Annotated in this window: 10 protein-coding genes; 4 read left to right on the top strand and 6 right to left on the bottom strand. The window is 54.5% G+C overall.

Going from position 1 to position 14,881, the window contains the following annotated elements; genetic code table 11:
- Positions 1–368 precede the first annotated feature (368 nt).
- Positions 369–3,275, top strand: a complete 2,907-nt coding sequence (locus JX292_RS08855; RefSeq protein ID WP_204863449.1) for an FAD-binding and (Fe-S)-binding domain-containing protein — start codon at positions 369–371, stop codon at positions 3,273–3,275.
- Positions 3,276–3,375: 100 nt separating this feature from the next.
- Here JX292_RS08855 and JX292_RS09075 read toward each other — a convergent pair whose 3' ends face one another.
- Positions 3,376–3,855 carry a hypothetical protein gene (locus tag JX292_RS09075; protein ID WP_239653710.1) on the bottom strand — a complete coding sequence of 160 codons (480 nt, stop codon included), beginning with the start codon at positions 3,853–3,855 and terminating at the stop codon, positions 3,376–3,378.
- Positions 3,837–4,262: a hypothetical protein gene (locus JX292_RS08845; protein ID WP_204863448.1), complete on the bottom strand. Its 426-nt coding sequence runs from the start codon at positions 4,260–4,262 to the stop codon at positions 3,837–3,839. The genes JX292_RS09075 and JX292_RS08845 overlap by 19 nt, the downstream gene beginning before the upstream one ends.
- Positions 4,263–4,551: 289 nt before the next feature.
- Between JX292_RS08845 and JX292_RS08840 the strand changes: the two genes are divergently transcribed.
- The 3 genes from JX292_RS08840 (at position 4,552) to JX292_RS08830 (ending at position 7,795) form a co-directional block, all read left to right on the top strand.
- Positions 4,552–5,325, top strand: coding sequence for a nucleoside phosphorylase (locus JX292_RS08840; protein WP_204863447.1), 774 nt, complete (start codon positions 4,552–4,554; stop codon positions 5,323–5,325).
- Between the two features lie 281 nt (positions 5,326–5,606).
- Complete coding sequence (locus tag JX292_RS08835; RefSeq protein ID WP_204863446.1) at positions 5,607–6,179, top strand: HD domain-containing protein; 573 nt, start codon at positions 5,607–5,609, stop codon at positions 6,177–6,179.
- Positions 6,180–6,754: 575 nt separating this feature from the next.
- Positions 6,755–7,795: a GIY-YIG nuclease family protein gene (locus JX292_RS08830; RefSeq protein WP_204863445.1), complete on the top strand. Its 1,041-nt coding sequence runs from the start codon at positions 6,755–6,757 to the stop codon at positions 7,793–7,795.
- 366 nt (positions 7,796–8,161) lie between these two features.
- On the opposite strand, the gene JX292_RS08825 is transcribed toward JX292_RS08830, so the two are convergent.
- The 4 genes from JX292_RS08825 to JX292_RS08810 all read right to left on the bottom strand — a co-directional run bounded on the left by JX292_RS08825 (position 8,162) and on the right by JX292_RS08810 (position 14,434).
- Entirely contained in the window at positions 8,162–8,680 is a 519-nt protein-coding gene (locus JX292_RS08825) for an HXXEE domain-containing protein (protein ID WP_204863444.1), read from the bottom strand.
- A gap of 225 nt (positions 8,681–8,905) precedes the next feature.
- A complete protein-coding gene (gene thrS / locus JX292_RS08820) occupies positions 8,906–10,939 on the bottom strand; it encodes a threonine--tRNA ligase (RefSeq protein WP_204863443.1) in 2,034 nt (677 codons plus the stop codon).
- Positions 10,940–11,071: 132 nt separating this feature from the next.
- Positions 11,072–11,494, bottom strand: coding sequence for an ArsR/SmtB family transcription factor (locus tag JX292_RS08815; protein ID WP_204863442.1), 423 nt, complete (start codon positions 11,492–11,494; stop codon positions 11,072–11,074).
- A 174-nt stretch (positions 11,495–11,668) separates the two neighbouring features.
- A complete protein-coding gene (locus tag JX292_RS08810) occupies positions 11,669–14,434 on the bottom strand; it encodes a Rib/alpha-like domain-containing protein (protein WP_204863441.1) in 2,766 nt (921 codons plus the stop codon).
- Positions 14,435–14,881: the final 447 nt, after the last annotated feature.

Below are 14,881 nucleotides of genomic sequence, written 5' to 3'. Positions count from 1 at the left end.
TGAGGAATCTGGAAATATCGAAAGCTGCGTTTGACGAGCTATCGACCCTTCGACCGCGACACAATCGCAACAGCGTGAGGCGGGGGCCGCTTTCAACCAAAATGTTACAGCATGTGATGGGGGTGTCTAAGAAAATCTCAGATCAGCGGGCCAAGGATAGAGACACCCTCCCCGGATAGACTGATGAAGCCCCGAGATATCAATAAATACGCAGGAAAATCCCCCGTCACCACTGCACACAATTAGCGATCACATAGCGACGAATAGTCGTCAAACTTAGCCGGAGCTAACCAGAAAAGACGGCGTTCAAAAGACGATACTGGAAGAGACAGCATTACATCCCTTCATCTGTAAGGAAGCTCAAGATTATGACCGTTGTGTCAAATACATCTGAAGCACTCAAGTCCCCCTACGCGGACACCCTCAATCGTCTACTTTCCGATGCACGCGCAGAAGCCGTCGAATCCAGCGTCTCCGAACTCGAACGCCTGGCTATTGCACACGACGCATCCCACTACCTGCTCGTGCCCGCCGGTCTGGTCCGCCCCGATTCCGCCGAAGATGTTGCAAACATCTTCCGCGCAGCAGGCGAACTCGGCCTGCCCCTGACCTTCCGTTCCGGCGGTACCTCCCTGTCCGGTCAGGCCAGCGGTGACGGCCTGATGGTCGACACCCGCCGCTACTTCAAGAAGATCGAAGTTCTTGAGGACGGTAAGAAGGTTCGTGTGCAGCCCGGCGCGACCATCATGATGGTTAACAACTACCTGGCCCCCTACGGCTACAAGCTCGGCCCGGACCCTGCCTCCTGGTCGGCCTGCACCATCGGTGGCGTGGTCGCTAACAACTCCTCCGGTATGTCTTCGGGTACCGCCTACAACACGTACAACACCCTGGACTCCATGGTGTTCGTGCTGCCCAGCGGCACCATTATTGACACCGCAGAACCGGACGCCGACCAGAAGCTACGCTCCCTCGAACCTGAACTTCACGAGGGCCTGCTACGTCTGCGTAAGCGCGTCACCGAGAACCCCGAGTCTATGGCGAAGATTCGCCAGCAGTACTCCATGAAGAACACCATGGGTTACGGCCTGAACTCCCTGGTCGACTTTGAGACCCCCGTGGACATTCTGCAGCACCTGCTGATTGGTTCGGAGGGTACCCTCGGTTTCGTTGCTTCGGCAACCTACCGCACCCGCCCGATTCTGAAGAACATTTCCACCGGCCTGCTGGTGTTCAACAACCTGATTGATGCTGCACGTTCCGTGCCTGAACTGGTTGCTAACAAGCTCGCAACCGTTGAGCTGATGGACGCCACCAGTATTCGTGTGGGCCAGCGTACCGGTCAGGCTGCGGAGGCGCTCGCCGCCATCGACGTGAAGGATCACGCCGCTCTGCTGGTTGAGTTCCAGGGCAACTCCGAGCAGGAGCTGAACGACCTGGCTGCCGCTGCGGCACCCATGTTTAAGAGCCTGCCCGTGGCTTCGCCGGTGTCGATGACCAGCAAGCTGTCTGAGCGTAACGCACTGTGGGCTGCCCGCCGTGGCCTGTACACCACCGTTGCGGGTAACCGCCGCTCCGGCACTAACGCACTGCTGGAAGACGTGGTTGTGCCCGTCGAGGTTCTGGGTAACACCTGTAGCGACCTGACCAAGCTGTTCGAGTCGCACGGCTACCAGGATTCCGTGATCTTCGGTCACGCGAAGGACGGTAACATCCACTTCATGCTGAACGAGCAGTTCCGCGACCCGAAGCGACTGGACCGCTACCGCGACTTCACTGAAGAAATGGTTCAGCTGATTCTGGGCAACGAGGGCTCGCTGAAGGCTGAGCACGGTACCGGCCGTATCATGGCTCCGTTCGTGAGCCGCCAGTTCGGTGAGGAACTCTTCGACGTTATGCGCCAGATTAAGCGCCTCATCGACCCGAAGGGCATCATGAACCCGGGCGTTCTGCTGGTTGAGCCGGACACCGACTACGTGACCGACCTGAAGGTTGCCGAGACCGTTGAGGAAGAAGTCGACCGCTGTGTGGAGTGCGGCTACTGTGAGCCGGTCTGCCCCTCCCGTAACCTGACTTTGACCCCGCGTAAGCGCATCGTGCTGCGCCGTGAAATTGCTGCCGCTGAGGCGAATGGCGACCACGAGCTCGCTGAGCGCCTGCGTAAGGAGTACGAGTACTACGGTATTGAGACCTGTGCTGTGGACGGCATGTGCCAGACCCGCTGCCCCGTGAACATTAACACCGGTGACCTGATTCGCCGCCTGCGTTCTGAGAACCAGAACAAGCTGGCCGCTACCGGTTGGAAGGTTGCCGCACAGCAGTGGGGCTTCATGGACAAGATGGCCGGTAAGTCCCTGACTGTGGCTAAGAAGCTGCCGTTCCCGGTGGTTCACGGTACCACCAGCATCGCCCGTAAGATCATGGGCGACGATATGGTTCCCTCCTACAAGAAGGACCTGCCGGTTGGCGGTGTGGCACGTAAGCCGCATAAGGACGCTAACGCTGAGATTGTGTTCTTCCCCGCTTGCGTGAACTCCATGTTCGGCGGTGTGGACGGCGACGGCAAGCACGACCCGATTAACGCAACTCAGGCGTTCATCCGCCTGTGCGAGCGTACCGGCGTGAAGTACCGCATCCCGGACAACATTGGTGAGATGTGCTGCTCCACCCCGTGGAAGTCGAAGGGCTTCACCGACGGCTACTCGATCATGAGCGACCGTGTGCTGAAGTCCCTGTGGGAGGCTACTGACGGTGGCCGCCTGCCGGTCGTGTGTGACGCTTCGTCCTGTACTGAGGGTCTTGAGGTGATGCGTGAGAAGGTACTCAAGGCGCTCGAGCACAAGATCGTGAACGGCCTGAAGCCGGGTGAGCCGGACTTCTCGCGTCTGCGCATGTATGATGCGGTTCAGTTCGCCGCCGATAACATGCTGGACAAGCTGACCGTGTCCGCTCCCCTGCCGTCTGTTGCTCTGCACCCGACCTGCTCCATGACTCACCTGGGCACTCAGCCTGCGTTTGAGAAGATTGCGAACGCGATGAGTGACGACGTGTATGTGCCGAAGCACTGGGGTTGCTGTGGTTACGCGGGTGACCGCGGTATGTTGCACCCGGAGCTGACTGCGAGCGCTACGGAGGCTGAGGCTTCTGAGCTGAGCGAGCAGAAGGAGTTTGCCGCATACATTTCGGCTAACCGTACCTGTGAGCAGGGTATGACCGAGGCAACCGGCCACACCTACCAGAACGTGCTGCAGCTACTGGAACGCACCACCCGCTAACGGGTTGAGCGCATAGCAGCGGTATAAAGAAGGGACCCGGCGGGCTATCAGATGGGATAGCCGCCGGGTCCTTTTATGCTTGTTGCCTTCTAGGCTGTCTTTAGGCAGTGACCAGGTGGGTTCCTAGCGCGTTCTGTGCAACTGCCTGCACCGGGCTCAGGTCGCTTTCTAGGACAACTGAGCCGTTCGGGATCATCTGTGCGTACTGCAAGAAGGTGCCGATTGTCAGGTCTTCGTGTGCGGTTTCTGGCTGGGTAACGCCGGATGCGCTCGCGACGGTTGTTACGCCTCGTGAGTCTTGTCCGAGGTTTCGTACGCGTTCGGCTTGGATGATTTGGGCGTAGAGCGTTCCGTTGATTTCGGTGACGATGATGACGGCTGATTCTCCGGCGACGTTGCGGGAGCGGCGGAAGACGTCAGCGACTTTCTCAGCCGGGGCTGCGGGGATGACGTGGCATTCTCCTCCGGCACGTTGAGCCGCTAGGGCTACGAGTGCGCGGTGTTCTGGATTGCGGCGGGCAGACAGGTTGAAGCGTCCCGCGATGCGAGCTCGTTCTTTCATCACTTCAATGCTTGCCATTCTTCAATCCTTTCAAATGCGCCTTCTACGATAAAGACTGTTGCTTCTTCGTAAGCGGCGTTGCTTTCCATAATACTATTCAGGGGTCGGTTCTCTTCGACTATAGAGCGGTCGCTGCGGTACTTGTAGCGGTGGTAGTGGAAGTTCCGGTGGGAGGAACAGCCACGAATCACCTGCCAGTACTGCTCCTGTGCCTCTTCGTTACGGCAAGATAGGGCAATGCTGAAGTTGTACGCCATATCTCGAGCCGGGTCGGTAGCGGTACAGGTTGTGTGGCGGTCTGTTATGCGGAGGGTGTTCTCATCATCGAGGTATGAGATAACGGGAGGGTAATCCCAGGTTTCGCTGCAACTGGGGCACCGACAGTAGAATTTCTCGCCGGATATGAGGTGTTTCTTTTTCGCCATGGTGTCGCTCCTTCACGTGGGTATATGAACCCTACCGTGATTTTGAGGAGCATGTGCGCCACGTTCGGCAATCTGTGGAAAACTACCCTCGAAAGCGAGAAAAAGACGACCTGTGGAAAACAGTGCAAGCTACCTTTGGGCCATGAATTCATAAGGAGGACCCGGCGGGCTATCTTATGTGATAGTCCACCGGGTTAGATTTTGTCTGTTTTGTAAGGTTTAAAAAGATATCTAGAATCTAATTGTGGTACAATATTAAACTATAATTTAAATGAAAGAGGTGTACGAGATGATTTTAGAAGAATTTGACCCCAACCGACAGGCTATTATTAATCCACAAGACTTACACAAACCAATTGAAGGATTTCCCAAAGTAGTCATATCGTGCTTTTCAAGAGTAACTTTTGCGCGCCTACTTGAGAATTACGAACATGACGAAATTACAAGAACATCTATGGCTAACTTTGAAGTCATTGTCTATGGGATTACTATTGGAGACCAACAGATTGCTGTCTTTAATGCGCCAGTTGGGGCGGCTTCCTGTGTGGGAATTATAGAGGATATGATTCAATTTGGGATGGAAAAACTCGTTCTCTTTGGAACTTGTGGGGTTTTAGACCAAGATATTGAAGCAACCTCCATCATTATTCCAACATCTGCCCTTCGAGACGAGGGGACTAGTTACCACTATCTTCCGGCAAGTGATGAAGTGGAAGTGAACAAGGGAGTCCTTCCTCTCTTCCAATCTTTTCTGGATAGTCACAATGTTTCATATCAAAAAGGAAAAGTTTGGACGACCGATGCTCCCTATCGGGAAACCATAGGCAAGATGAAGCGTCGAAAGGAATCAGGAGCAATCTGCGTTGATATGGAGTGTTCTGCCGTGGCGGCATTAGCAGCTTTTAGGAGCTTTGAACTCTGCCATTTCTTCTACGCGGCGGACCACCTCTCGGAAGAAAAATGGGATATCAGAACCTTATCTAGTCATTCGGACTTAGATAGTAAGGACAGAATCGCAGACTTGGCAATACAATTTGCGCTCTTTTGGGAAAAGGCTGACTAAATAAACCAAACTTTAATGTATTGATACCAATAGCCTATAATAATATTAATACTTAATGTTATTATGCAGTTAAATCAACTATTTATTCGAGTCTTTTTCGGATGACTATGCGAAAATTGAGTGTAGTTAACCGACTTTCAAAGTTTTAACCCGACAGAAAAGGATGGTCAAGTCCATACCACACAGACAAAAGAAGAGTTCTATCAATATTACGATCTAGATAAGGCAGGCAAAGTCTATCATGAGATTGACTGAAGTAAGATATACAAAGGAGAAGAACGATGATAGAAGAACGAATACATGCTACAAAGCAGTATGTTAAAACTTTATTTGCTGATCGAGCGGATGGCCATGATGTAGAACACACCCTTCGCGTCTATACCAATGCTATAAGAATCGCACAAGCAGAAGGTCCATGTGATATGGAGATAGTGGGCTTGTCAGCTCTTCTTCACGATGCTGATGATGATAAATTATTTCAAACAGAGAATAATGCGAATGCTCGCACGTTTCTAGAAGAGATTTGTATTCCTCAAAACCAAATCAACCAGATTTGCCAGGTTATCAATGCTGTTTCTTTCAGCAAAAATCGCGGTAAACATCCAGAAACCATAGAAGGCAAGATTGTCCAGGATGCAGACCGCCTGGATGCGATAGGAGCTGTAGGAATTGCGCGAACTTTTTCCTATGGTGGCCACAAAGGGAGGCCCCTTACTGATACCATTCAACATTTCCATGACAAGTTGCTCCTCTTAAAAGATGAAATGAACACGGAGACTGCCAAACAAATGGCAGAAAGTCGCCATCAATTTTTAATCACCTTCCTAAATGAACTAGAAAAGGAATTGTACTGAATAAAACATTGAAATTAACTTTTATAAAAGACTCATTTGATAGGAAGATATGCTAAATCGACTATTACCCCCCTTTAAGTTGTTCAATGCATTCAGACATCCTTATCTAATTCGAACAATTACCGGCACCTCTGAACGGTAACGAACGTTAGCACCATCGCTTACACTAGCACGAAGACACCCGCCCGGACTAGGAAAGACTCCCCCACCTGTGCCTCCCCAAAGGCACACAAAGAAACCACTCCCTCCGCAGCCTGTCGCCGCAGGGGGGTCTATATATAGGCTCGGTGCCAGTTCGCTAGCTTAGCTGGCCACGGTCAACTGCAGTCAGCTCGCACCGGCCACAGCTACCGGAACGTGCTGCAGCTGCTGGAACGCACCACCCGTTTAAAGGCTGAGCGCATAGCGGCATAAAGAAGGGACCCGGCGGGCTATCTTATGTGATAGTCCACCGGGTCCTTCTTTAATGGCTTAGAGCGCATAGCGTTCCTCCACTAGCCCAGTATGATTAATAATCAGAAGCGTCTTTAGGGCACCTTTTAAATATTTATTCACAGCGACGGCAAAGGAGCACCGTGTCTACCGTTCACACCACGGTTCAGCTACATACGACCCTCTGGAAGGGCGATGTTAACGAGCGCATCACCTATCAGCTGTATAACCGCAACATTACAATTGATAAGCTTCCGCGCACTTTGCTGGATAAGTATAAGGATGAGGATGAGCTGCAGTTCTCAGGTATCTATTTCCTCACGAATTCTTCGACTGATAATCCGCGTATCTATATTGGTCAGGCAGCAAAACGAGTGAACGGTAATGGGCTCATGGGTCGCATTCGTGAGCACGACCGTCAGAAGGACTTTTGGGATACTGCGTATCTAATTGCGCCTACCGATAATTCTTGGGAGGCGACGGAACTGAACTACCTGGAAAGTGCGTTCTGCCGTCAGGCTCAGAAGGCCAATCGCTATGCATTGGAGAACGGCAATATCCCATTCTCGGGAAATATTGCGAAGGTCAAGAAGGCCATTCTCAGCCCCTTAGTCCATGAGGTTCTTCTGATGCTTCGCGCAAGCGGACACTATATGTTTGAACCCGTTACCTCGGAGAATATTGCTCCCACCGTTGCTAGTTCGCAGCCGGAAATAACACAGAACACACAGCAGAACCAACCTACCGAGACTTCTGTTGGTACAACCCCATTTTCCGATGACTCTCGCCCGGAATCTCATCCGGCTTTTGTCGATGCGGTGTTCCGTATCAAGCGAAAGAATCTGGCGGTTCCCGCTCGTGCGCGAATCGTGGGTAACCTTGGGGCACGCGTGAACGTCGAGGTTTTTGAGGGTGAGGTTCTGCCGGTGCGTGCGCCGAAGAAGGCTGAGGCCCGCTATCTGAAGGATTTGGAGTCCTTGGAGGTCACCCGCAACGAGCAGGCTACCGCCGGTCATCTTGAGGGTTTGAAGATTGTGAAGCCGATTGAGTTTACAAGCCAGTCGGCGGCTTCCCGTTTTGTTCTAGGCGGCTCTTCGAACGGTAATGCGGATTGGGTTTTGGAGTCTGATCCGAACATTTCGCTGGGTGCATTCCTGCAGAACCTTGAGGGTTCTCAGAGCTAATCCCTGCCTGCTGTGTATGAGAAGACCCGGCGGGCTATCTGATGGATAGCCCGCCGGGTCCCTTTGTCAGTTACAGCACCTATTTTCGACTATTAAATAGTCCAATAATCAATACTGCTATTGAGATGCCGTAGAGAATTCCAAGCAGCAGGTCGCTGACATTTGACACTGCGTTCAAGATAATTGCCAGGATCAAGAACAGCATCCCAACAGGAACATACTTATTCGACTTCATACGCTCGTGCTCCCCCAATAATCAACAGCGATACCTCATTTTCAGGGCTATATTAAATATCTGCAATATACATAATATTGATTTATTGAGAAAATTGCCAAAGTTGAGAGGAATCCAGCGATTGTCTTATGTTACATCTTTCTCATTGCGTTTTCAGCAATTTTACGAGTCACTACCCCCATTATCCAGTGAACAAATATCAAATTTAGAAACATTAAAATTACACACAAAATGGATGCTGCAACTATACTTCCAAAAGTAAGCCCCAAATATTCAACGGAACTATATACTAAATAAACACTACCCGGAAAAAGTACAATGCTTGAAATTAGCGACGGAATATACTTCCTTACTATGATGCTTTGCGCTATATGAATTAATAAATGTATCAAGAATGCGATAAACACGCCTATCCACACTAGATACATTTTCCATATTGTAGCCACATAGGTCACCGCAATACATATCACGTATTCTTCAAGAACCGCAACCGCAAACCCTTCAGTACTGAAGTTTCTATACAATTTTCGAAGGATGCTATATTTTTCTATTAGGTCAAGATTTTTTTCAAACCATACCCTGAAACCTACTATCTCCTCCATCTCGTGGACCATAAAAATAACAGGAAACAACCACAGATTTACTTCCACTTTCACCTTCACCTTCTAAATATCTAGATTTAATTACATAGACCAAACAATTCCTTGCCGTTATTATTTTTTAAATATAATCGTCATTTCAATTATAAGACCGTGGTGAAAATTTTAGGCTGGAACACTCCTCTTTTTAGAATACGCAAAGAAACCACCCCCTCCGCAGCTTGTCGCCGCAAAGAGGGTGATTTCTATATATGAGCTAGACCAGAAAGCCTAGTACTACTCAGCAGCCTCAGTGCTGGGCTTGGGGTCTTCGTTCACGCGGTTGCGGATATGCTCCACAATACGTGCCACAGCCTCATCCACGGGCACGCCGTTCTCCTGCTTGTTACCGCGGAAACGGAACGAAACAGCGCCGTGCTCCGCATCCTCACCACCAGCAATCAGAATGAACGGAACCTTCTCGGTAGACGCAGTACGGATCTTCTTCGTGAAGCGGTCCGAACCGTAATCCACCTCAACACGCACGCCGTGCGCACGCAGCTTATCCGCGATCTCAGTCATGTAGTCGTTGAACGCCTCAGCCACCGGAACACCAATCACCTGGACCGGCGACAACCACGCCGGGAACGCGCCCGCATAGTGCTCAGTCAGCACACCCAAGAAGCGCTCAATCGAGCCGAACTTCGCCGAGTGAATCATGACCGGTTCCTGCACGGTGCCGTCCGCAGCCTGGTACTCCAGACCGAAACGGCTCGGCTGGTTAAAGTCGTACTGAACGGTCGACATCTGCCAGGTACGGCCAATCGCGTCCTTCGCCTGAACCGAAATCTTCGGGCCGTAGAACGCAGCACCACCCGGATCCGGAACAAGCTCCAGACCGGTCTCCTTCGCAACCTGCTCCAGAACCGCGGTAGCCTCCTCCCACTGCTCATCAGTACCGATGAACTTATCCTTCTTATCACCCTCAGTGTCGCGGGTCGACAGCTCAAGGTAGAAGTCATTCATACCGAAGTCCTCAAGCAGGCTCAGCATGAACTTCAGCAGGTGACGCACCTCGTCCGGTGCCTGTTCCTTCGTCACATACGAGTGAGAGTCATCCTGAGTAATCATGCGCACACGAGTCAGGCCCTGCAACACACCGGACTTCTCATCACGGTACACGGTGCCGAACTCAAAGAAACGCAGCGGCAACTCACGGTACGAACGGCCACGAGAACGGTAAATCTCGTTGTGCATCGGGCAGTTCATAGCCTTCAGGCGGTAATGGCCGTTATCCAGCTCCATAGGCGGGAACATGCCGTCCGCATAGTACGGAAGGTGACCGGAAGTGTAGAACAGGTCTTCCTTCGAAATGTGCGGGGTGCTGACGTACTGGAAACCCTCCTGAATGTGGCGGGTACGCACGTAATCTTCCATCTCGCGCTTAATCACGCCACCCTTAGGGTGAATCACCGGCAGGCCGGGGCCAATGTTCTTCGGGAAGGAGAACAGGTCCAGCTCACGGCCCAGACGGCGGTGGTCACGGCGCTCCGCCTCAGCGATGCGCTCCTTGTACGCCACCAGCTCGTCCTTGCTCGGCCAAGCGGTACCGTAAATACGCTGTAGCATGGGGTTCTTCTCAGAACCGCGCCAGTACGCGCCACCGGCACGCATCAGGGCGTAACCGTTAGCAATCAGCTTGGTGTTCGGCAGGTGCGGGCCGCGGCAGAGGTCCTTCCAGACGGTCTCGCCGGTCTTCGGGTGCACGTTGTCGTAAATGGTGATTTCACCCTCGCCGACCTCCACGGATGCGCCCTCGGCAGCATTCGCACCAGAACCGGGGCCCTGGCTCAAGGAGAGCAACTCCAGCTTGTACGGCTCGTTCGCCATCTCGGCAACAGCCTCATCGTGGGTGACCACACGGCGGCGGAACAGCTGACCGGACTTGATGATCTTCATCATCGACTTCTCGATCTTCTTCAGATCTTCCGGGGTGAAGGGCTCAGCCACATCAAAGTCAAAGTAGAAGCCGTCAGTAATGTACGGGCCAATGCCCAGCTTGGCGTCCTTACGGTACTCCTGCACCGCCTGCGCCATCACGTGCGCGGCAGAGTGGCGCAGCACGTTCAGGCCGTCCGGCTCATGAATGAAAACCGGCTCAACAGAATCGCCAGCAGACAGCTCGTGGGAGAGATCAACCAGCACGCCGTTCACGCGTGCCACAACGATCTTCGGGTCGTCGGCGAACAGCTCGGCGGCAGTCTTCGCGGACACCTCGCGTTCCTCACCGGAAACGCTAATAACAATTGCTGAAGAATCAGCGGCAGACATAAGTCTCCTTAACTCAGGCGCGCGCGTGCCGCTCGGGGCGCCGCGGGTGCGCATACTATTCCGCACTGTACAGGTGCACGGACACACACCATCTTACAACGGCACCCAGCAAACACTCAGCTTGAGGGCGAATCAGTCCGCATGATGCTCACGCGTATGCTCGTGAACGTCCGTCACAATGTGACTGATATGATGGTCCTTCAGCCGGTAAATCGTGGTGCGGCCATGCTGCTCGCGGTCAATCACGTGCGCCTCACGCAGAATCCGCAGGTGATGCGAGGCCAGCGGCTGAGAAATACCCAGGCACGTGTGCAGCTCGCTCACGCTGTGCGGGCGGTGCACCAGGTGGTGTGCAATGGCCAGGCGTAGCGGGTTCGCGAGCGCCGAGAAGATTGCCACAGACGGGCCGAACTGCTCCTCCCAATCCTTGGGGCCGCTCCCCTCGAAAAGAGGTGCGGAGGCGGGCGCCTCGTGAACGTGGGCGGAGTGGTCTGCGTGGTCGGTGTTAGCTTCAGCTGAGTTTTTGTGGCGGTCTGCGTGGTGGCTCTGAGTCATAGTATTTTCACCTTAGATACAGGTGCGGGGCACGTCAAGAAAGCAACACCTTGTCGGTGTCGGCATTTCTTCACGTGCCCCGTTCCGGTCGTACCTCGTGCGTTCCGCGGTCGCTACGGCGGCCCCGCGCACCTACTCCTCCGGTGAGGAGAAGGGGCCGGTCAGCGAACTCCTCTACTTAGCGGGAGTCGCCACAGCCACCTGCAGGTAACCCTCGGAGGACTTCACGCCCTTGTCGGTCACTGCGCGGTAGCGAACCAGCGGCGCGAAGCCCTGCTTCGACTTAGCAGTCACTGCAATACCCTGAGTACCATCGGGCAGGTTCACCACGCGGTAGGTGCCGTACTCGTCACTGTAGGAGCTGACAACCTGGCCACGCTGGTTCAGCAGCTCCAGCTTCTTCACGGTCTCACCGCGGCTAAACGCGCCGAAGGAGGCCTCATCATTGTTCAACACCGCCACGTTCTGGGTGGTACCTGCGTACAGGGCGACAGAATCCTCACGGGCAATCGGGCTGTTCCTATCCACCACGTGCACCTTCAGCGGAATCGAGTACAGCTGCGCAGTTGCGCCCTTCTTCGCCTTCACGTCGGACATGCGGGCAGGCGCCTTACCGGTACGGTTCACGATAATCTTCGACCCATTATCACGGCGCAGGTCCCAGGTGGTGCCGGTGACCTCGTGGGTGTTCAGGTCAATCGAGAAGGTACCAATCTTGCCGTTAGAGGCAAAACGGATGCCGGTCTCCGCGCTGGAGAACTGACCGCCAGCCGTATTGACCTTCTCCTTATTCACCCAGCGGCTGGGACGGAAGTTCGGGGTCTGCTCAATTTCCTGGAAGTTATAGTCACGGGCGTAACGGTAGTTCGGGGAAATCTTGTGGCTCTGGTGCACGCTCTGCGCCACAGCGGTCTCACCCGAGTAGATGGTGGCGTGGTGCTCCGCCGGCTGGTAAATCACGCCGGAGCCCTCGCCGGTCTTGCCGTAGGAGTCAGCGGGGAAGCTGAACTTCACGGCACCCGAAGCCTGGTTCACCGCGGTCGCCTGGCTGTCAGCATCGCTGATGCGCGGTGCATCCGGGATGCGCACGGTTGCACGACGAAGACGCAGGTTACGTGCGGTCACGGGACGCGCAATCTTTTTCTCTGCGGAACCCTGCTTGTCCTTGTGCGCGGCGTTATCAGCCGTGTTATTGGTGGCGGTCTTCGCTTCAGGAAGCTGCATACCCTCGCGGCGGGCGGCGTTCTCCGCGGACTCAGTGTAGTTCACCGGCATCCACTGCACCTGCTGCCACGGGAACTGGGAGCCCGTAAAGCCGCTGGGCACGAAGTTCGCGAACATTGCCGCCAGCTGCGGGTCTTCCTTATACACGTTCTTACCCTGGCGGGCGTAGGGCGCGTAGGAGCTTGCCGCTTCCAGGTTGAATGCGTTGGTGAAGAGGTTGTGGTCCGTCAGGATGAAGCCGTATTCCTTCATCGCAGTCAGGATCATGCGGGTGAGCTGGTCGTCCGCATGGCCGGTGTTGGCCAGGTACTCCTCCACGTCAAAGCTGGCGGGCAGGAAGCCGCGCTGACCGGCACGCGGAGCGTTCGGGTACTTGCTCACGTCAATCTTGCCGTCGGTGCCCTTCGCGGGGAAGGAGGAGGTCAGCGAGGAATAGTCGGCGGCGGTGATGGAGACCATGTGGTTGATCTTGCCGGCCTTCAGCTCGTCCACACCAATCTGGGTAAGCTCGTTCGCCATACCCACCACGGAGGAGGTGCCGTTCTTGAGGGTCAGCCAGTAGTTGTCCTCGCCCACGCCCTCGAAGTTGGGCTTGGCGAGCATGTAACCGCCCGAAGAGGCGTGGTAGGTCGCCGGGTAGTCCACGGCCACGGGAATATCTACGGTGCCGCGGGTACCCGCGGGAATCTTGTAGGTAATCTCGCCGGTGGTCTCGTTGATGGACGCGCCGGGTACGTTCTTTGCCAGGCGGAACTTCGCGCCGCGAGCAATCGGGTACGAGGTGCGGGCATTGCCGGACTTCGCGTCGATGCTCACGGGTGCGTTGATGGTGACGGTCTGGCCGGCGTTGCCGCGGCCCACGGTCTCGTACTGAATCTTCGCGCTGGAAGGGGTGGAGGCGTTGCCGCCGCCGACCTGCACGCGGGCGGTGCTGGTGTAGGTCTGGGCGTCAGCGTCCTTGACGAATTTAAAGTAGGAACGCCAAATGCCGGTCGCCTCGTCGTACAGGGCGACGGACTGGTCACCTGAGAGGCCGTGATCTTCAGCCAGCCAGGTCGGAATCGGCACGCCACCGGTCAGGATGCGCTTGTTCTCGGGGTTAGCGTTGACGCGCTGGTCGCGGGAGACGACCTCAACATACTCCTGGTGCGGGTTCGCGGAGTTCACGGCGAGGGTCGGGATGTTCTCGTTACCGCCCACGGTCTGGGAGCGGTCCTTGCGGACGGTACCCGCGTTAATGGCGGTGGTGATGGGGTGGTTACCCGCGTCCGCACTGTACTCGAGGAAGGTGCGGCTAATCTCGCTACTGTTGGGGGCGACGGCTTCGGTGCCGGTGAGCTTCTGCGCAGCGAAGGAGTCGTGCGCAAGCTTACCGCTCAGGGGCGAGGTGTTCTCAGTGTTAGTCAGGTTTTCCTGAGTCAGGGAGGAGTTGACCGGTGCCAGTCTATCGATGGTTTTGGCGGCCGGGTCTTCGTTCCAGTGACAGGTGGGTCCGGGCGCCACGTTGGTGAGGGTTGCGAGGGTCGGCACGGTCTTCATACCGGCTTCTACGCAGGTGGTTCCGTTGGGCAGGGTGTGCGTGGAGGCGGTCGCCGCGAAGCTGGCTGGCAGGCTGGCGCCGGTGATGGCGGTGGCCAGTGCCGCGGAGGCAGCGATGGTGGCACGGCGGCGGTTTGCCGGGCGCTGTGCCGGGTTTTTGGATGCAGTTGTGGTCATGTTTTTCTTCCGTTCGTGTCGGCTTGTTTGAGTGAGTGCGTTTGTATGAACAAACACGGACGTGAGTGAAATATTCGTCTGCGAGTGCGTGATGACGCCCCGAGAAACTGGCAGGAATTCCCAGGAAACTCTCAGACAATCCCCATACCCTACCGACTCCCATGAGTGAACGCAAGGCGTTAATGTGATAACAGCCACTTAAATAATTACTAAAGGTTTAACTTCAAGGTGAATTATTACTACACCGCAGTGAATTTAAAGGTGTTCGATTCAAAAGAATTTGCACCGGAGTGTCTAAGCCTTCCTCCTAGTCAGAGGAAACTTTCGACAAAAAACAAAAAAATCACATACTTCCCCGAAATAACGCCTCAAATAAGCTCACAATGAGCCTCAATAAGACAAATGTTGAATTTCTCACACATGGCCACATCCTGGAATTCCCGACCT

The sequence above is a fragment of the Rothia mucilaginosa genome, from assembly GCF_901875305.1.
Lineage (GTDB): Bacteria > Actinomycetota > Actinomycetes > Actinomycetales > Micrococcaceae > Rothia.
The sequence above is the reverse complement of the archived record's forward strand: the minus strand, read 5'-3'. Positions and strand labels throughout refer to the sequence as shown.

Bases quoted from the DNA above. Each gene is read 5' to 3' on its own strand.
- JX292_RS09075 (WP_239653710.1), bottom strand. From the start codon at position 3,855: ATGGCAAGCATTGAAGTGATGAAAGAACGAGCTCGCATCGCGGGACGC.
- JX292_RS08835 (WP_204863446.1), top strand. From the start codon at position 5,607: ATGATAGAAGAACGAATACATGCTACAAAGCAGTATGTTAAAACTTTA.
- JX292_RS08815 (WP_204863442.1), bottom strand. From the start codon at position 11,494: ATGACTCAGAGCCACCACGCAGACCGCCACAAAAACTCAGCTGAAGCT.
- JX292_RS08845 (WP_204863448.1), bottom strand. From the start codon at position 4,262: ATGGCGAAAAAGAAACACCTCATATCCGGCGAGAAATTCTACTGTCGG.
- JX292_RS08855 (WP_204863449.1), top strand. From the start codon at position 369: ATGACCGTTGTGTCAAATACATCTGAAGCACTCAAGTCCCCCTACGCG.
- thrS (WP_204863443.1), bottom strand. From the start codon at position 10,939: ATGTCTGCCGCTGATTCTTCAGCAATTGTTATTAGCGTTTCCGGTGAG.
- JX292_RS08840 (WP_204863447.1), top strand. From the start codon at position 4,552: ATGATTTTAGAAGAATTTGACCCCAACCGACAGGCTATTATTAATCCA.
- JX292_RS08810 (WP_204863441.1), bottom strand. From the start codon at position 14,434: ATGACCACAACTGCATCCAAAAACCCGGCACAGCGCCCGGCAAACCGC.